We start from the raw sequence: 18451 nt of genomic DNA, 5'->3' as shown, positions 1-18451 counted from the left end.
TTTTAAAAGTCAACCCCTGGCCGGTGACTTTTCTTTATCGAAAGCACATATTTTATGTATCTTTATTATTTTCCGCTTTCAGAAACAATCCCTTTCAGGATCTGTAAAACTCCATCTTCACTGTATGACGGACATACTTCCCTGGCTGCTGCCTGCACTTCCGCTCTGGCGTTAGCTACCGCATAACTCCTTCCCGCTTTCTGAAGCATGGCAATATCGTTGAGGTTATCTCCGAATGTACAGGTTTCCTCCGGAGAAATTCCTAACTGTTGCTGGATAAATTCGACAGCTGTACTTTTTTCGCCCTCCGGCGGTGTACTGTCCATCCATTCTTTTCCGGCAGCCGCCAGCGTTACCTTATCCCTCCATGCCGGTGTAAAATACAGGGCACAAAGCTCCTCGCACCGTTCCGGGTGATAGACAGAGAATTTCAGCACCTGTTTTCCCTCAAGAGAAGAAAGATCGTCCACTTTTCTCATATCATAACCATAGGAATCCCTGAGCCATCGGAACATCCTTCCATTTTCATTCTCCGCATAACAGCACTCCGGTGTGGCAATAAAGCAGTCACATTCCGGCATTTTTTCTTTTACCATATGATGCATGCGTTTCCAAACCTCATCCGGAAGTGTATGTACCTTCAGGATCTTATCATTCTTCCGGATCACCGTACCGCCATCTGACACAAAATACACCAGATCCTTCACCGGCTCAAATAGCTTCCTCTCACTGTCATACTGCCGCCCGGAACACACCACAAAGGTGATTCCCAGCTCAGTCAGCTTCCGGATTACTGTCATATATTCCGGATTGATAGTCATGGTCCCGTCTTTTACAAGAGTTCCGTCTACGTCTGTTGCGATCAGTTTTATCATGTTGTTTTTACTCCTCTCCCATCTGAAATACCAATATCCTCTCCCTGGGATTTTTTCCGTCAAAAAGATCCTGGCAGTCGATCTCGTCCAGGAATTCCAGTTCATCCACAGTCATCAGATAGGAAATATATTCGTCAGATGGATAATAGAAAAACAGCAGCATTTCTCTTGTTTTTTCATACCAGGATTCCCGGATGCGTCCGATGACACTTCTCAGTATTTCCACAGAAAACGGATTAAAAAAATAAAATCTGTCAGCAGATTCCGGCACCTGAAAAAGGGCTGCATTTTCCAGTATAAAAGTGGTTTTTGCCCCGGAAACAGCCCGCTGCCTGTTTTCTTCTGCGGCTTTTATCATGCGTTCATCGTACTCTACACCTGTAGTCCGGCACCTGACCTGCCATGCCAGAAAAAAATCCACCCTGCCTTTTCCACATCCATAGTCGATCAGATGATTCTTTTTCCCCAGATACCCACAATACGCAAGCCGTTCCAGTACACAGTATGGCGTTGGTTCATATGGATAACAGTACTGATCCGACCTGGAATCGTCACGGCCGGTAGTTTTGATTTTCAGCAGCTTATCATATTTTACTTCATTTTGGTCCATGGTACTGTCAATCTCCATTTCCTACATCGGGCAGCTTTTTTTCTCCTCTTTGTCCATATCTCCACGGACATATCTGGCATTGAATTCCATATTGATCTCACGGATTTCCTTCTTCCCGTCAATATAATCCTGGTACATATCCGCAAGTCTGGCCATACATCCATCACAGTTCGCAGAAATATTTCCAAGAGATTCCTCCACGATCTGTTTACGTTCCTCTTTTGTTGTATCTTTGATCAGATATCCTGGCATTGTTTTTTCCTCCTGATAGGTTCACCTGTGTTTCAGGTATTCTATATTTTTGTTATTGTTCACTTTTTCTTTTGAAAAAAGCTGCTTGTATCAAACAAACAGCTTTACAAAAATTTTTCTTTTCTGTTTTTTTATTCTACTCTGGCCCACTACCAGTGTCAATACAATTTTTCGCCTATTTCCGAAGATAAAAAACCACCTCAAAACCCGTATTTAAAAAATCGGCCGTTTTCGCCAATAAACTGTGGAGCTGCATTTAAAAGTTCCACAGTTATTTAATAATAGATCATCTGGTAATAGAAAATCTCTGAAAATCAACATTTCTATTTTTTTCAAATTCACCAATCAGAGCTTCATTATCATTCACTGAATATATTTTGTCATATCCTGCAAGAACATCAGAATCTGTATTTTTAATGTAACGTCTGAGATCTGCTTTTGAATAATGAGGAATAACTGTCCCATTAAATAAGGACAATGCCCTATAATCATCAAGATCCTCCGTATCTCTGTCAAAATCCAATGCCAGGCGAACATCGATTCTGGCAAGCATTGCACCGGCGCTGCTGCCGATATAAGTTGCATTATTTTCTAACATACTTCTTTTTATTAAACCTGAAAGTTTTTTAATCCTTATCTCCTTTAAAATTTCAAATGTATTTCCTGCTGTAACATAGTAATACTCGAAAAAATCCGAAAAATCTTCTGCTTCAGCCTCTGAAGTCACAAATATGTTACTTTTTTCAAACCCCATTGATATACATGCATCTTTTAGTTTCTCAGTAATTCTACATTTCTTTATGTCCACAAGCAAAATCTTTTTGTTTTCTCTGTCTCCCATAACTTATCCTCTCTCTTCTCATCACATTACACATCACCATATCCAGTATCAAATAATCGCTCTGCATTCCTTGTCGTCAGTTCAATTATTTTTTCTGTTGTAGTTCCTCGAACAAGCGCTATCCGCTCTGCAATATCCCATAATGAAAGCGATGTATTTGGTCCTTTCATATCTGGAATCCTGATATACGGAGCATCCGTCTCAAGTACAAGGCTATCTTCCGGCATAAAACGAACTGTCTCTTTCAGCTCATTTTCATAAAATATTTTCCCACCAATTCCAAAATATTTTACTCCAACATCACAATACCTTTTTATTGTTTCAACATCTCCGCAAAAACAATGATATACAGCACCAAACTTCGGATAACTGTAATCCAATCCTGTTTTGCCAACTGCAATACACTTTTGGTTACTAAAATCACTTCAGATAAGGAAATCACAGGTTCGAACTTAAATTAACAAGCACAAAAAAGGCCGGAAACCATTGATTTTTCAAGGTTTCCAGCCTTTCGACATAGCGTGCGTTAGAGGATTCGAACTTTCACCCCTGCCCCTGAACCCGCATAGAAAGGAGGTTTCCGCTACCGTTTTTTCCCTTGTCACAGGTAAGTCACAGGTTTTTTCACGTCTAATAAAAAACAAATACGTATCAGGTTCTAATTTTTCTATTTTATTGCTTATGTAGTCATCAAAAAGATTCTTCAGGATTTACACTTGCTGCAATTTCTTCATAGACTATTTCCATCCCATCTTTGTAATTATTATAATATTCTTTAAACTTTTCTGGATTCAAGGTTTTCTGATATATTTTCTCGTCTCTAATCATTTGAGATACAATCTCATACTCTATCTTAAATTCTGGTAAATATTGTTGATATATATATTTAACTTCTTCGAATTCAAGCAATCGTAATTCTGGAAGAAACTGCTTAAATTTAGACATTTTATTCTCCAATGAGGAGGCTTTATGTTCAATTCTATCCAATTGTTCTTTTACTTTGCCTGCATCTTTCTCTATATACTCAACAATTTCTTCTTCAACTTCTGCATCTATGTCATATTCCATTAATTCTAAAATTGCATGTTCTTTTGTATCCTTTCCATTTAAATCTTTTATCAATTCTAATATGTGATATAAGCGCTGTAATTTCTTCTTTTCTTTATCATATTTCTTCAACATTTTCTGCTGCTCATCTATATTATATTCTACATCTATTGTTTGAATATGAGGACTATTAATCCAGGTTTTTAAACGACGTTGTGCTCGATAACATGGTAACTCAAGCAATTCTTTTCGGACATTCTCCCATTTAATCATAAAATCTTCAGTTTCATTGTTCGTCGTATTAATTATTCTTCTGGATAATATATATATAACTGATTGTGGAGTTCCATCCTTTTTTATCTTAAATTTGTCAGCTATCATTTCAAGAAAGAATGTAGAAATAAAATGCTGATTTTTCTGTGCATCAAAGCCCACGAATAAATTTAAGTTTCGCATTTTTTCTTTATGTAATTTAAAGAAAATTTTATCTGAATCTTCAAAGTCTATTACTGGATCACTTAACAGCAATTCTAATATATTTTTTTCACTAAAAACGGCAAGACGATTTGCTTTTATCTCTCCTAAGTCTGATTTCTTTTTGGTATCACAAATATTAACTATAATATCACTATCTACAATATTCTTATCGGTCTTATCTAAACCGATTCTTCCAGATAGTACATATTCAAAAAAAGTTTCTCTTTTCATTTGATGAGTTTCCACCATTCTCACTACTGTCACATCTGTTAATTTATGAAACCCAAGTAAATGATAAAAATTTTCTTTCTTAAATTGGAAATCCACTTTCAAATTTCCCTGAAATAAATAAGAGAATTTTTTATGCAGAAGTTTTTCATACTCTTTTGCAATTTTCTGTAGATCAATATCAAGCGGCTTATTTTTTCTACTTTTGGCTAACCGCAAATATTTTTCATTTTTTGGCATAACTCCTCATATGAGAAAAGGTCTAAGGTAATATCCTCAGACCTTTCCATAATATCTTCTTTTATTGACTACGTTCTTTTTCGTTTTCACTCTCAGGTACAGGTGCAGACTTCCTGAATAAATCCCCGCTTTACGCCTCTTCTTGCATACCTGATATAACAAGCGTCTTGGGAATAATGTTTCACCACAAAACATTTATATTATTATATTAGCAAAACACTTTATATATGTCAAGAATTTTGAAAAAACATATCATTTTTTATAGATAATATTCCCCTTAAAAGCTATAATATGAATAAAAAACATGTACATATCAGGAGTGACTTTTTCTTTGAGATACTATGGCTTAAAACACAAAGAACAAATAGAAAAATATACCTATTTTTATGCATATAGCAGAGCTAAATTATTATCTTTATTCCCCGGAAAGAAAGGGAAATTTCAAAAACAATATTTTGATTATGTTTTTAAAAATTATCATAACCTGGATAAACACGATAATTCAATACCACAAAATAAAATGTTCAATTTATATTTTGTCACTATTTCAGATTTGATTAGAAGAGAAGATATTCACAAATTGCAATCTGGTGTAAAATATCTTTTAAAAAATAGAACATCAAACCGTTTTTTGACTGTCCCAAATGGATTAGAAGAACTATGTAAAAAAATAGATCAAATGGATTCAACATTATTATGTTGGTACGAAACTACTGATTGTGGTATTTTTGAATTCCAAAATCACCCTCTCGAAAAAAGCATAGATTATTTTACATTGAAAATATGTAATATTAATTCAGGCTATTTGTCTCTACAATTTAATATTTATTTGTCAGAGCTCAAAATGAAAGAACTTAATTCTTTAATCTCATGTAATTATAAAGACAAACGTGGATTCGCTGTTCAATCTTTAACAAAAAAAAGTAACGCCTCCGGTGCTTACAAAAATTATTCAATAACGCATTATAACGATAACTATCTAAAGGCAGACAAAATATATGAATTTATAAGTAAAATAGAATGGGAATTCTTACAAGAATTAAGCCACTATTTTCCGCTAGTACTCCATAATAAAGAAATACTTCCTCCAAGAATCGAAGTATATCGTACTGACATTGATTATCATGACAATAATGAATTCTTTTGGGAATCTATAGGTATATCTGCTTATCAGGGACAATTCATTGATAAACGACACAAAATGTTTTTTTCCAATAACAGATCGGGACGATATGATGCCACTTTATCAAATAATAGATTAATTTATATATTTAAGGACGATGATATAGAAGTTGGGCAATTACGTTCTATAAAGGACCATGTATACTCTCATATCAATGAATATGCCAATGACTATTTTCTTTTCAAGTTTCTTGACATTCTGTCTATCGAGACTGGAAAAGTCGTAATTAAATATAAGCATAACTTGGATAAAATTAAGCTAAAACAAAATCATCTGAAGGGCTTAGTGACATGCTCCCACCACTTAAATCTCTGATTTTGAAGTGGGGGCTTCTTGCTCAATGGCTCTACAGAGCCAAGTATCTACAAGCTATCCTCGCGTGCCCCGCGATTTTTATTAGTCCGGTTACGGACTTCTTATTGTGCTGTCATGCACATTCTGCAAAGATTCTTTTTCCCTCATTCATGATATTAACTGCTGCATTTGCATCGCGGTCCATTCTGTTACCGCATTCACAGTAATAAATCCTATCAGATAAAGACAATTCTTCTTTTTTATTTCCGCATACACTGCAAATCTTACTGGATGCAAAATAACGGTCTACTTTGATCAGATATTTTCCTCGTTCCTCCAGTTTATATTCCAGCATAGACAGAAACAGGCCATATCCATTATCATGTACACCTTTTCCAAGATGAAGTCCTCCTGCCATCCCTTTCAGATTCAGATCTTCCACGCATACTGCATCGAAGCTCTCAGCAAGACTGGCAAAGTATTTTCCGGATGGCTCCCTGCTGACTGTCACAGATTTCAGTTTCCATTTTTCTGATATCGGACGGTGAAGCTTCATTCTGACAGCCGTCATCTTAGGCAGTTTCAAATATTTTCCTTCCAGTTTGCAATCAAGAAATTCGATCTGAAAACTCCTGGTAGAGAAGATGACGACGATCTTGAAGCAGAGAAAAAAGTTGAATTAGGAAGCAACGATTACACAGCAATCGCAGCAAAAATCCTCGAAGGCTGTGGCGGAAAAGAAAACATCACAAGCATTGACAACTGCATCACAAGATTAAGACTTGAAGTAAAAGATATTACTGCAGTCAGTGATAAAGTAATCAAATCTGCTGGTGTTGCTGGTGTTATCAAACCTGGCAAAACTTCCGTACAGGTAATCATTGGACCAAAAGTTCAGTTTGTAGCTGACGAATTTTCCAAACTTTGTGAATAATTAGAATTTAAAAATACCGGACTGTCCTGATGGATAGCCCGGTATTTTTTCCTTGGGAGGTAAGATGATGGAGCATACAAATAATTCCTGTTGTGGTGGTCCATATTATCCGGTATAATAGAGTATCACGCGTTTTGCAGAATATAAGGCTGTATCTTTCCATTCTGCTTTTCTGCAATTCAGAGATATGGTATCTCCGTCTGTCAGAACATTCCTGAGTGATTCCATTCCTTTGTCTGATGTGAGAAGTGCTGTAATTTCTTTTTTGTCTTCTGTGATCCTGACACTGTAATCTACCAGTTCCGGAATCTGAAACAACACATCATCCATCTCTCTGATCGTTCCGGGCTGACTGATCCGCTTCACAAAATCCAGGCGCTTTACTTCACTTCCACAGATACATCTTCCCGGAATAATACGTGTACAGTCTCCGGTCCGGTACCGGATCAGAGGCTGTGCCTCCATTCCAATGGTTGTGATCACCAGTTCTCCCCATTCTCCATCAGGAAGTACGTTTCCCTTTTCATCTATGATTTCCATAATACAATGATTTTCCCGCATATGCATGCCATCATGAGCAGCACAGCAAATGGCTCCGCCAAGCCCCATCTCTCTGGAACCATAATGCGGCCAGAGCTGTGTTTCCAGAATTTTTTCTATCGCATTCATCACTGTTTCCGGACAGGCATCGCCAGATACCAGAGCTCTTTTTATACTGCCTTTTCCACACATTCTGAGCATGGAAAGCAGTGCCACCGGCATACCGACATAAGTATCCGGCTGCTCTTTTTCCAGAATTGTTTTTAGTTCGCCGTAAGTTCTGCCAGTTCCGGTCAGGAGAGGTTTTGCGCCTATACGCCTGATGGCCTCCGCGATCAGTTCTCCAAGACCGAAGGGACCGGAAAACGGCATGGCAACCATAGTCGTACTTCCAGGATAAATAAACTCACCAAGTCCCGCCATAAAAAGCTCTATCGTATGTTCACAGTCTCTTTCTGTGTAAAATACACGTTTACCGGCACCGGTTGTTCCACTCGTCTGTTCTGAGATTACTCTCTGGACTTCTCCCTGTGAACACAGAAGCATCCTTCCACTGTTTTTCGCCAGCTCCGACTCTGTCGTAAACGGAAATGTTTTCAAAGCATCCAGATTTTCCAGTTTTTCCGGCAGATTCCTGTAAAATCCCTCTCGTTCTTTTTCTCTTTTCAGAACAGCATTCAGTTTAGCAAGCTGTATTTTATTTAGTGCTTCTCTCGTAACTTCTACAATACCTTCCTGCTTACAGATCATTTCATCAATATTGGTTCGTTTCACTTTCTGTATAAATATGTTCCTTTCGAATTAGTCAGGTTGTAGGCACAAAACGGTACCATACCATATTCCGAATCCACTTCACAGATATAGCAGCGTTTCAGACGGTCAAGTTCCAGATTCCAGGCATCCTGAAAAAGCATTCCTGATACTGCAAAGGTCTCATTATGAACCCGATTCAGAAACTCATCCAGTGCGTCTGTCTGCGTCATCTCACCCTCATCATAAGTTTTTGTACTGTAGCTCCACTGGTTCTCAACATACTGTCTGGAATCATCACTGGTTGTACAACAACATCCTTTTCCGGATTTCTTTTCAAGAAGCTTTAATTTTCTCTCACCTTTTCTCAGATAACTCGCATGAAAAGAACAGTATGGATTCTCAGCTCCGCCTCCGGCAAAATCCTCTGCTTTCATGAGTCCCTCTGTCTGTTCCTCGATCAGCTTCAACATCCTCGGTATCGTGATCGGATTTTGCGGGCGTTCCTGTGAACACCTGCCAAAATAACTGATTGGCTGAAAATGTACCCCTCGTACGAATGGCATATGATCCAGAGCAAACTTCAGGATATCCCCTGCCTGCATATCATTCACTCCGGGGGCAATGACCGGTACCAGAGCAATTCCAAGCTCCGCCTCGGAACAGTTCCGGACAGCTTTCTTCTTCACTTCCATCATATCCTGTCCACGAAGCGTCCGATAAACATCATCACTCACTCCGTCAAACTGAAGAAACACCGTGTTCAGTCCCGCTTTTTTCAGTTTTCTGGCATATTCCTCTTCCTCTGCAAGGCGGATCCCATTAGTATTCAGCTGAAAAAATGTAAAACCTTTTTCTCTTCCCATACGTATGATTTCAGGAAGATCATCTCTCATCGTCGGCTCACCGCCTGAAAGCTGTATATTAAACGGACCTCCATGCTCCATCAGAAAATCAAACTGTTTTTCTATTTCACAGATAGAAGGATCTCCTTTCTCCTGACTTTCACCTGCCGAAGCAAAACAGACCGGACAATGAAGATTGCAGCGCTTTGTAACTTCCAGAACCATACAGCAGCCTTTTCGTTCATGTTCCTCGCAGAGCCCGCAATTATTCGGACAGGCCTTTTCTTTACTCTTTGGATTTACAGGAGTCTCAGCAGACAGATTTTCTCTTCCCCAGGAGAGGTAATCTGCTACACTTCCCTCCCAGATCAGTGTCCGGAATTTCCCATGAAGATCACATTCCTTTGTCAGATAAATCCCCTCTTCACCTATACATTTTTTAGCCGGAAGTACCTTCATACATACCGGACAGACGCTTTTCGTTTTACCAATTGTAATCAAACTTCAATTATCCCCCGTTCTGTCAGTATTTCCATAACTTTCATGTATGTCTCTGCGATGAGTGCAGGACATCTCTCCATGATCACTCCCCAGTCCAGATGTGTGATATCTTTACAATAAAACACTCCGAATTCTTCTTCCGTCTTTTCACGGAACCACTGATACAGTTCCTGCACAGCCGGTTTCATCTGAACATCTTCTTTCTCCTCCGGTGCCAGGTTGCCAAGGAAATATCCTATCGCACAGGCACCTCCTGTCAGACATCCGCATATATCTCCACAATAACCGATTCCTCCGCCAAGACCACCCAGAGCTTTTACAAGCTGTGGATTTTCTTCACCTATGGTTTCCAGCGTCATGATCATCATCATCTGCGAACAATGATATCCCATGCTCCCAAGTTCCGCTATTCTTTCATAAAGGTCCATATGCTACTCCTTTCTGCCAATCACTGCCGTATAACTTAGCTTTTTTCCTTTATACTGCTTCTGCAGAAGCTTATACTCCTCGCAGCAGAATGAATCATTCCAGATTGCTTCCAGATAATATTCCCTCCAGAGAGCCGTCTGGTCTTCCTGGTGAAGAATGCAGAATCCTGTACATTTAACAACCTCTACAAGATTTCCCTGATCCAGATCTGACAACACGAGTAATCCGCCTTTTTTCAATACACGCCAACATTCTGAAACAGCTTTTTGCTGATCTCCGCTGACAAAAAATGCACACTGGCTGATGCAAAGATCCATACTCTCTGCTGTGTAGTCAAGGTTCAGAAAATCTCCTTTCTGTACATCCCTGCTCCGTGGTGAAAGATCCACTCCATGTGCATTTATTCCCAGGGATTTCAGGATTCGCACGGTCTCACCTTCACCCGCTCCAAGATCAAGGGCTTCCATTCCTTTCCTGAATTTGACATATTCCAGAAGATGGAGTGTCTGTGCCTCACCACCCGGATGTCTGTTCATTTATTTGTCCTCCAGTGCACGTTCCACTGCCAGAACTTTTCCAAGAGCCAGTTCCTCCGGAACATAGACAAAACCACACTTTGGACAGACCGGCATCTCAACCGGAAAACCGTTTTCCAGATACATGAATTTTGCTTTTCCTTTTACCAGTGGAACCTTGCATTTGTTGCAGGTCAGCTTTCCTTCCGGATCAATCGTATAATAGTTTCTCTCAACTGCCATTATTGTCCCACCCTTTTCATAATATTCATTCGATGACTGTATGCTCTGCGTACCAGATACCCTTCTTCTGTTTCTATAAAACGCACCCAGAATGTTACATTTCCAAGTCGACTTCTTGCTACCAGTTCTTTTGTTTCTTCATCAAGGACTGCTTCCTGACTTTCTCGGTAATCTGCCAGCACTCTCTCAACGTCACTCTTAAGGATCATACGTTCATCCATCATTCGGATCGCATCTTCTGTATAGGTCACGGTATAATCTTTTTTTTCCATCATCAGTTCCTCATTCCAGATATTTTTCAGAAGTTTTTCTTTCAGCATAAGCCTGTTGTATCGTTTCTCGCTGATATCCGGCATACTGCAGGCATGATCTCCATACAGTAGTTCCAGAATATGTCTGGACTCTCTTCCTTCTCTGACAAATCGATCTCTGCATGCCATGCAATATGTCACATATGGTGCATCTGAACGTTCCAGACATTTTGCTGCCATTTTGGCTGCCATATCCTTATTCGCATATGCCGTCAGGCCGCCATACCCACAACAGGGAGACAGATCTCTGGAATATTCTGTATTTTCAACTGTACATCCCATTTCGGTCAGAAGCTCTCTTATCGTATCCTGTGTATGTACATCTCCTCTGGCACCGCAGGCATCATGTATTGCAACCGGTACTTCCAGTCCCCTGGCCGTCTCGGGAAGTCCGATTTCCTTCAGAATTTCCCAGACTCCTGTGACCACTGCACCAGTACTCTCTTTTAACTGTTTCATACAGCTCGGACAACCTGCTATGATTGCAGGATCGCCAAGCTTTGCAAGCTCCTGTTTCAGCTGCTCATTTACTTTTTCTGTCATTTCATAACGACCTGCCCATTCACTGATTGCACCACAGCACCCCAGAATCAGTGCAACCCCGCCTTCAACTCTTCTGCACAGGTCTTCATATACATCCATGACTACATCCGGCGCAATCGCTCCGGCCTGACATCCTGGAAAAAACACATATCTGCAGATATCAAATCCAGGCTGAGGTTTACATAAAAAAGCTTCTGAATTTGAAAACAACATGTCCATCAACGCAAACTCATGCGGCGCCAATGGCATCTTATCCGTGGATACCATGTTTTCTCTTGCAGATCTGCAAACCTGACTCATATCAAATCCGTTCGGACATGTCACCGTACACTGTCCGCAGAGTGAACAGGAATTCATCGCTTTATTCATTGGATGATCTCCCATAATAATCTGGGTATTATTATAAATTTCACGGGCCAGAAGCCCCGGATGCTTTTTATATTCACTTAAGTAAACACAGCTTTTTATACACTCATCACAATGACACTGTATGCATCTCTTTGCTTCCTCAACAGCCTCTTCTTTCGAATATCCCTCTGCACCACAGGGGATTCTTTCTGACCCTTTGATGCCTTCTATATTCGTATAAAGCCTGGTAGTAACTGCTCCTTCACTGCCTCTGTTGCTGTACGGAGAAAGATTCTGCACGAGAAGATCTACCGTCAGGGCGGCTCTCTTTGCAGAAAAAGCAGCATCCATCACTGATTGTGTTGATCCGCTGACGATCCTGGCCTGTTCTCTCAGCATGATTTCTATATCTGCTTCTTCCTGTGGTGCCAGCTTTTGTGCAATCTCTTCTGATGCACAAACCACATCTGCCAGTTCCATCTTTTCTCTGATAAATACAGGATCAAGACTGCATCCGAATTCAAAAACAAGATCCATGGATTTCAGACGTTTCGCTTCATTCCGACAATCAGATTCCGACAGATGTGCAGCTGCTGCAATATACTCTTCATAATTTTCTTCCTGACAGTAAATAGTTGTAGGATACATTTTCCGCTCCAGTTCCCCTGCCAGAAACAGTGGAAATAATCCTGACCCGAAAATTACTGCCTTTTTCTTTTTTCTTATACGAAAAACACTGCTCCGTTTTCCGGATTCCCCATATCGGACAATTGCGCGCTCTACTTCACGTATGGATACACCGTCGCCAATTTCACAAAGCTTACATTTCTCTTCACAGGGAGCCGTGCATCCGTCGCAGAGAATCATCGGAAATGGAGTGATCTTTTCATAGATTGCCAGAGCCTTCTTAAAATTTCCTTTTGCAGCATAAAACAGCATCTCTTTTGTATCTACTTTGAAGGGACAGGCCGCAACACAGTACGCCGGCTGATCATGGACGCAGAGACTGATCATATGATCCATCTCTTCCTTTGACATTCGATTTACATGATACACATGAGTAGAACCTCTTTCCTGTATATATGTCATAGCCTGCACTCCTTTCGTTGCTGTGAACCGGATCAATACAATTCTTTCGTCTCTAAAGGGGAGACAGTTTACCGTCTCCCCTCATTATATCACATGATAAAATCAGATTTATGATTTATTTCTCAAGTTCCTTCAATGCTGCAAGAACTCTTTCCGGACGGGCAGGAACACGTGTAATACGTGCACCTGTCGCGTTGTAGATTGCATTCAGGATTGCAGGATGCGGAGCATCCAGTGGAGCCTCACCACAGCCGGCAGCGCCATAAGGGCCACTTGGACGATAGGTTTCATTGAAATGAAGTTCAATATCATCCGGCGCATCCTTCGGGTATGGGATACCACAATTTTTCAGAGTGGTATCGTGGTTCAAATCTTCAAAGTCTTCTGTCAGAGCAAGACCCACACCCTGTACAAGGCCACCATAGAAGTTGCCTTCTACAAGAAGTCTGTTCATGATCGTACCTACATCGGCAACACATGTAAATTTCTCAACAGTAACCTTGCCGGTTTCTGTATTAACTGCAACTTCCGGAAGGAAAATCGTGTACATATAAGTTGCAAACGGATCACCCTGTGCCGTATCCTGATCGATCGGATGATCTGCACAGAAGGTTGTTACCCAGTTACCTTCATATTTTGTTTCAAGACCTTCCGCTACCATTTCGTCATAAGTACGGAACGTTCCATCTTCTTTCTTCATTGCTGCAACAAGGTTTTCTGCTGCCAGACGGCATGCATTGCCTGACATAACCTGTGAACGAGAACCACCTGCCGGACCTGCATTCGGACATGTCTTAGTATCATTCATAACAAGTTTGATCTGCTCAGGTCTGATTCCGGCCTGACGAAGTGTTTCATGAGATGATACAAGAACGCCCATATCCGCACCCTGTCCATGATCTTCCCATGCAGCATACATTGTAACAGTTCCATCCGGATTCAGTTCTGCAAAAGCATTGGATGTATCAACACCATCAAGTCCGCAGCCATAAACACCAAGAGATACACCGATACCATATTTTATCTTGCCATCAGAAGCTGCATTCTTCTCGGCAACACGTTTCTTAGCTGCTTCATACAACGGACGTGCAGTCTTGAACAGTGCTTCCTCACAATATACTTCCGGCGGATAACCTGTCGGGATCGTGGTTCCTTCAGATTCCTTGTAACAGTTCATTTCACGCATATCAAACGGATCGATTCCCATCTTTGCTGCCAGAACATCAATTGCGATCTCAGATCCCATATAGGACTGCGGAGAACCGTAAGCACGGAAAGCAGATCCCCATGCATGGTTAGTAAATACTGTTGTAGATTTGTTACGGATAGAATTGATTCCATAACCAGCGCCTGTGAACTGAGAAAGTCTCATGGTAAGCAGATCACCAAATTCTGAATATGGACCATGATCCACATAATTGTTGCCCCAGAGAGCAAGGAGTTTACCATTTTCATCTGCCGCAAGTTTAATATTCATAAATGCAGGAGATCTCTTTCCTGTATAAGTAATGTTCTGGAACTGATTGAATACCAGAGATACAGGACGCTCAAGAATTTTTACAGCTGCACCGATCAGGGCTTCATTTGTCGGAGAGAACTTGTAACCAAAGGTTCCTCCCGCATGGTTCTGAACAATTCTTAAATTCTCCATCGGAACGCCGATACCATCAGCGATCATCGGCATATGGAGATGAATACCGATAGATTTGGAATGCACTGTTATCATACCATCTTCATCAATGTAGCCATAACCACAGTCCGGTTCAAGATGGAGATGTGGCTGACGTGAACAGTAGGATTCGATCTCTACCTGCTGTGAATCCGGAATGCTGTCCCAGTCAAAATCAGGTCCCTTGATACAGTTTGTCTCAAAGAATGCATTTGGAACACCTGGATGGATTTCTGCCGCATCCGGTGCGATCGCATCCATTGCATTCATATATGCAGGAAGTTCTTCAATCTCAACTTTAACTGCATCTGCCGCTGCACGTGCATGTTCTTCTGTATCAGCTGCTACGATTGCAATCGCATCACCAAACTGGAAAATCTTCTCATCGCAGAGTACCGGACGTTCAAATCCATCTGTCTTATTGTGTTTCGGAAGCATTACAAGACCATTAATCTTGTTTGTTCCGCCGGCTGCTTTAATGTCTTTTGCAGTGATAACACGGAAAACCCCCGGCATGCCTTCTGCTTCTGTTGTATCAATGCTGAGGATGTTCGCATGAGAAACTTTTGCCTGTGTAAGTGCCAGACGAAGAGTTCCCTCCGGCATCTTTAAGGCATCATCTGCACCAAAATCCCAGGTACCTGTTACCTTCTGTGCTGCTGATGGACGAATATAATTTGTACCAACAATAGAATCACCGGTCTGTTTAAAAACAAGATCCTCTTTTGTCATCTCGCCACGCATAACTTTTGCTGCTGCCATAGTTGCATCGATGAGCGGCTTGTAACCGGTACAGCGACAAAGGTTACGCTGTTTGTTAAACCATTCTCTTACTTCTTCTCGAGTCGGGCTTGGATTATTGTCAAGAAGAACCTTCGCTGAGATAATGAAACCTGGAGAACAGAAACCACACTGTGCACATCCGTATGCCATCCAGGCAACCTGGATCGGATGCATATCAGAAATTGTTCCCACACCTTCAATGGTTGTAATCTCTGCATTATCCGGAACACGACTCATCTTATAGATACAGGATCTTGTAACTTTTCCGTTCATAATTACGTTACAAGCTCCACAATGGCCCTCACCGCAGCCAATCTTACATCCCGTAAGAAGAAGATGATTACGGAGAACCTGTGCCAGTGTTTCATCCTTATCAAGAATAAGGATTCTCTCAACACCATTGATCTTCAATGTCTTTTTGATCATCTTGGATCCCTCCTGTTAAAAAAATGTCCCTATTATGTTACTGATCTTCCGGCTTATGTGTTCCGCATGTATCATGATCCGCACCCTTGCCCGTCAGATCTTTGAGTCTTTCCATTCCTCTGGCAGAATAGAAAACAATGGAAGAACTGCTTCCATCCAGATTCTCACCGCTGAGTTTTAATACATTTGCATTTTCGTAATAATCCATCGGAAGTGTCCGGCTGTATTCAACTCCCGTACGCTCATCTTTTACCTGTATGGTAACTTCTTTTGCGGTAATTTCAAAAATCTTATCCATGAAAAAGTTCTCCTGTCCACATCATTATGTATATATTCATTCTATCATGCTTTTTTACAATATTGCAAATTACAATTAAATAAAATTTGGCTATTTTCACACAATTTTCTTTTTTTATGATATAATAGTATCAATTTTATACAATGCCTTTAAGGAGGTGACTATCATGCAGACAGGTGCCTTGATTGTTGCTGCCGGAAAATCATCACGAATGGGAGACTTTAAACCCATGCTTCAGCTTGGATCCATTTCCATTGCCCAGCGAGTGATCAATAATTTCCGGCAGGCCGGGATTTCTAAAGTAGTTGTGGTAACAGGATATAAGGCAGATGTGCTGGAGCGCCATCTTGCCTCCAATAATGTAATCTTTCTTCGAAACGAAGACTATGCAACAACTCATATGTTTGATTCTGTCCGGATCGGACTGGAGTATCTGAAAGACAAGGTTGATACAGTGCTCTTTACCCCTGTGGACGTTCCACTGTTTACAGCCCGGACTGTCACTCAAATGCTCTCCGCAGACCATCCTCTTGTAACTCCGGTCTGTGAGGGTAAACCCGGTCACCCGATCCTGCTCCGTTCCTCACTTATTGATTCCATCCTGAAAGATGACGGCAATTCAGGTCTTGAAGGTGCTGTAGAGCACTGCGGCACACCCATGTATTTTCTGAATGTGGAGGATCCCGGAATCATTCACGATGCCGACACACCAGAGGATTATGCCGAGCTTCTCCATGCACACAACCAGAGTCTGATCCGTTCAGAAATCCACATTCAGCTGGCTCGCGAAAAAGTATTCTTTGATGAACAGCTTTATTCGCTTCTGACGCTGATCCATGAAACAGGCTCTGTCCGCGATGCCTGTGAGCATATGCACATTTCCTATTCCACCAGCTGGAATCTGATCCGTACATTGGAATCGCAACTTCACGAACCATTGATCAGCAGAAGCCAGGGCGGTGTAAACGGAAGTCACAGTGAACTGACACCATACGGTGAAGAGTTTCTGAAACGATATGCGCGTTTTTCAGAAGAAACACGAAACTGTTCAGAAAAAATATTTGAAAATTGTTTCAGAGGATTTTTTAATGCGTGATCTTTATCTGATACGACACGGAAAGCCACAATATCCGGATGAACATTCTTATTGTATCGGACAGACTGACCTGCCTTTATCCATGCTTGGACACTTACAGGCAGTCCTTTTGCACGAGGAACTGTCCGATAAGATCTCTGCAATATACTGCAGTCCTTTATCAAGGGCTGTCGATACAGCCAGTCATATAGCACCTGCCCTTCCACATCTGACTGTTTCCGAACTGTCAGAACGAAATCTTGGATCGTGGGACGGCCTTTCTTTTGATAAAATACGTCAAAAATGGCCGGCGATTTATGAGGCACGTGGCAAAAATCCGGAATGTCCGATTCCAGGAGCAGAGACTCCTCTGGAATCCGGTACACGCTTTTCACAGGCGATTTCCAGGATTCTTCATTCTTCGGACAGTAATATTGCGGTTGTCGCTCATACGGATGTGATCTCTTTTTATTTATGGATGCTTTATCCGGAAATATCTGACATACAGAAGTTCCGGCTTCCATGCGGCTCTTATTATCATCTAAGAGTAGATGCAGAGGGAAATGCTGCCTTATCTGATTCACATTACATATTGCCGCATCCTGTTTTGAATGATGAATTATGTCGGATGCTCAGGAATTCTGTTGATCTCCCGCAGCATGTACAGGCTCACAGCGATGCCGTTACGGAACTGGCCTGCCGTTTATGTGATATACTTAAAGTTCATGGATATCTTTTTGATCAGCAGCTCATCCGCTCCGGTGCGCTTCTGCATGATATTGCAAGACTTCAGAAACATCACACAAAAACAGGCGGTGACCTTTTCTTACAATTAGGTTATCCCGAAATCAGCCAGATCATTTCACAGCATCATGGTTTAAAAGAAACAAAACTGGATGAAACGGCTATTGTTTTTCTGGCTGATAAACTGATTGAGGAAACACAGCGTGTATCTATCGAAAAAAGATTTGCTGACAATCTGCATAAATGCAAAAGTCCGGAAGCGATGAAATCACACGAACGCCAGTTAAAGCAGGCTCGCGCGCTGCAGGATATGATACAATCCATCTGTTACATAACACTTTAACATACAAAATTACCGGAG

The 18451-nt window shown here is 41.0% G+C and carries 18 protein-coding genes and 1 pseudogene; 4 read left to right on the top strand and 15 right to left on the bottom strand.

What is annotated here, in order from left to right; translation table 11 throughout:
* Positions 1-65: 65 nt before the first annotated feature.
* From G5B06_RS00160 to G5B06_RS00135, 6 genes are all read right to left on the bottom strand, one after another.
* The gene (locus G5B06_RS00160) at positions 66-875 is read right to left on the bottom strand and encodes a Cof-type HAD-IIB family hydrolase (RefSeq protein WP_173771084.1); all 810 of its coding nucleotides are present in this window, start codon (positions 873-875) and stop codon (positions 66-68) included.
* Between the two features lie 7 nt (positions 876-882).
* On the bottom strand, positions 883-1485 hold the full coding sequence (locus G5B06_RS00155; RefSeq protein WP_118062076.1) for a class I SAM-dependent methyltransferase: 603 nt from the start codon (positions 1483-1485) through the stop codon (positions 883-885).
* Between the two features lie 21 nt (positions 1486-1506).
* Positions 1507-1737, bottom strand: coding sequence for a purine biosynthesis protein PurH (locus tag G5B06_RS00150; RefSeq protein WP_118062052.1), 231 nt, complete (start codon positions 1735-1737; stop codon positions 1507-1509).
* Between the two features lie 286 nt (positions 1738-2023).
* Complete coding sequence (locus tag G5B06_RS00145) at positions 2024-2578, bottom strand: Type 1 glutamine amidotransferase-like domain-containing protein (RefSeq protein WP_173771082.1); 555 nt, start codon at positions 2576-2578, stop codon at positions 2024-2026.
* A gap of 26 nt (positions 2579-2604) precedes the next feature.
* Positions 2605-2958 (bottom strand): TatD family hydrolase, encoded by a 354-nt coding sequence (locus G5B06_RS00140; RefSeq protein ID WP_173762693.1) that lies wholly within the window; start codon positions 2956-2958, stop codon positions 2605-2607.
* Positions 2959-3268: 310 nt separating this feature from the next.
* A complete protein-coding gene (locus G5B06_RS00135; RefSeq protein ID WP_148445075.1) occupies positions 3269-4570 on the bottom strand; it encodes a PBECR4 domain-containing protein in 1302 nt (433 codons plus the stop codon).
* A gap of 331 nt (positions 4571-4901) precedes the next feature.
* On the opposite strand from G5B06_RS00135, the gene G5B06_RS00130 reads away from it, so the two are divergent.
* Complete coding sequence (locus G5B06_RS00130; RefSeq protein ID WP_173771080.1) at positions 4902-6068, top strand: hypothetical protein; 1167 nt, start codon at positions 4902-4904, stop codon at positions 6066-6068.
* A gap of 112 nt (positions 6069-6180) precedes the next feature.
* Here the strand turns inward: G5B06_RS00130 and G5B06_RS00125 are convergent, their stop codons facing one another.
* Complete coding sequence (locus G5B06_RS00125; protein ID WP_117592155.1) at positions 6181-6603, bottom strand: RNA-guided endonuclease InsQ/TnpB family protein; 423 nt, start codon at positions 6601-6603, stop codon at positions 6181-6183.
* Positions 6604-6642: 39 nt separating this feature from the next.
* Here G5B06_RS00125 and G5B06_RS00120 point away from each other — a divergent pair.
* Positions 6643-6981, top strand: a pseudogene (locus G5B06_RS00120) (glucose PTS transporter subunit EIIB); the annotation flags it as partial.
* 105 nt (positions 6982-7086) lie between these two features.
* Here G5B06_RS00120 and G5B06_RS00115 read toward each other — a convergent pair.
* From G5B06_RS00115 to G5B06_RS00080, 8 genes are all read right to left on the bottom strand, one after another.
* A complete protein-coding gene (locus G5B06_RS00115) occupies positions 7087-8295 on the bottom strand; it encodes a DVU_1553 family AMP-dependent CoA ligase (RefSeq protein ID WP_294411302.1) in 1209 nt (402 codons plus the stop codon).
* Positions 8292-9617: a radical SAM (seleno)protein TrsS gene (trsS, locus tag G5B06_RS00110; RefSeq protein ID WP_118699511.1), complete on the bottom strand. Its 1326-nt coding sequence runs from the start codon at positions 9615-9617 to the stop codon at positions 8292-8294. The genes G5B06_RS00115 and trsS overlap by 4 nt, the downstream gene beginning before the upstream one ends.
* Positions 9614-10045 carry a DVU_1555 family C-GCAxxG-C-C protein gene (locus G5B06_RS00105; RefSeq protein WP_173762690.1) on the bottom strand — a complete coding sequence of 144 codons (432 nt, stop codon included), beginning with the start codon at positions 10043-10045 and terminating at the stop codon, positions 9614-9616. Before G5B06_RS00105 ends, trsS begins: the two co-directional genes overlap by 4 nt.
* 3 nt (positions 10046-10048) lie before the next feature.
* Positions 10049-10582 (bottom strand): class I SAM-dependent methyltransferase, encoded by a 534-nt coding sequence (locus G5B06_RS00100; RefSeq protein ID WP_118699509.1) that lies wholly within the window; start codon positions 10580-10582, stop codon positions 10049-10051.
* A complete protein-coding gene (locus G5B06_RS00095; protein WP_148445077.1) occupies positions 10583-10804 on the bottom strand; it encodes a DVU_1557 family redox protein in 222 nt (73 codons plus the stop codon). It abuts the gene before it with no gap.
* Positions 10804-13095, bottom strand: a complete 2292-nt coding sequence (locus G5B06_RS00090) for a pyridine nucleotide-disulfide oxidoreductase/dicluster-binding protein (RefSeq protein ID WP_148445078.1) — start codon at positions 13093-13095, stop codon at positions 10804-10806. The genes G5B06_RS00095 and G5B06_RS00090 overlap by 1 nt, the downstream gene beginning before the upstream one ends.
* Before the next feature lie 115 nt (positions 13096-13210).
* Positions 13211-15973 carry a molybdopterin-dependent aldehyde oxidoreductase gene (locus tag G5B06_RS00085; RefSeq protein ID WP_118699506.1) on the bottom strand — a complete coding sequence of 921 codons (2763 nt, stop codon included), beginning with the start codon at positions 15971-15973 and terminating at the stop codon, positions 13211-13213.
* A gap of 37 nt (positions 15974-16010) precedes the next feature.
* Complete coding sequence (locus G5B06_RS00080) at positions 16011-16271, bottom strand: hypothetical protein (protein ID WP_173762689.1); 261 nt, start codon at positions 16269-16271, stop codon at positions 16011-16013.
* 166 nt (positions 16272-16437) lie between these two features.
* Between G5B06_RS00080 and G5B06_RS00075 the strand changes: the two genes are divergently transcribed.
* The gene (locus G5B06_RS00075) at positions 16438-17367 is read left to right on the top strand and encodes an NTP transferase domain-containing protein (RefSeq protein ID WP_173762688.1); all 930 of its coding nucleotides are present in this window, start codon (positions 16438-16440) and stop codon (positions 17365-17367) included.
* Positions 17360-18433 (top strand): histidine phosphatase family protein, encoded by a 1074-nt coding sequence (locus G5B06_RS00070; RefSeq protein ID WP_148445079.1) that lies wholly within the window; start codon positions 17360-17362, stop codon positions 18431-18433. The genes G5B06_RS00075 and G5B06_RS00070 overlap by 8 nt, the downstream gene beginning before the upstream one ends.
* Positions 18434-18451: the final 18 nt, after the last annotated feature.

This window comes from Blautia luti, from assembly GCF_013304735.1.
Lineage (GTDB): Bacteria > Bacillota > Clostridia > Lachnospirales > Lachnospiraceae > Blautia_A.
Note: the sequence above shows the minus strand (reverse complement) of the source record. Positions and strands in the feature narration are given on the sequence as shown.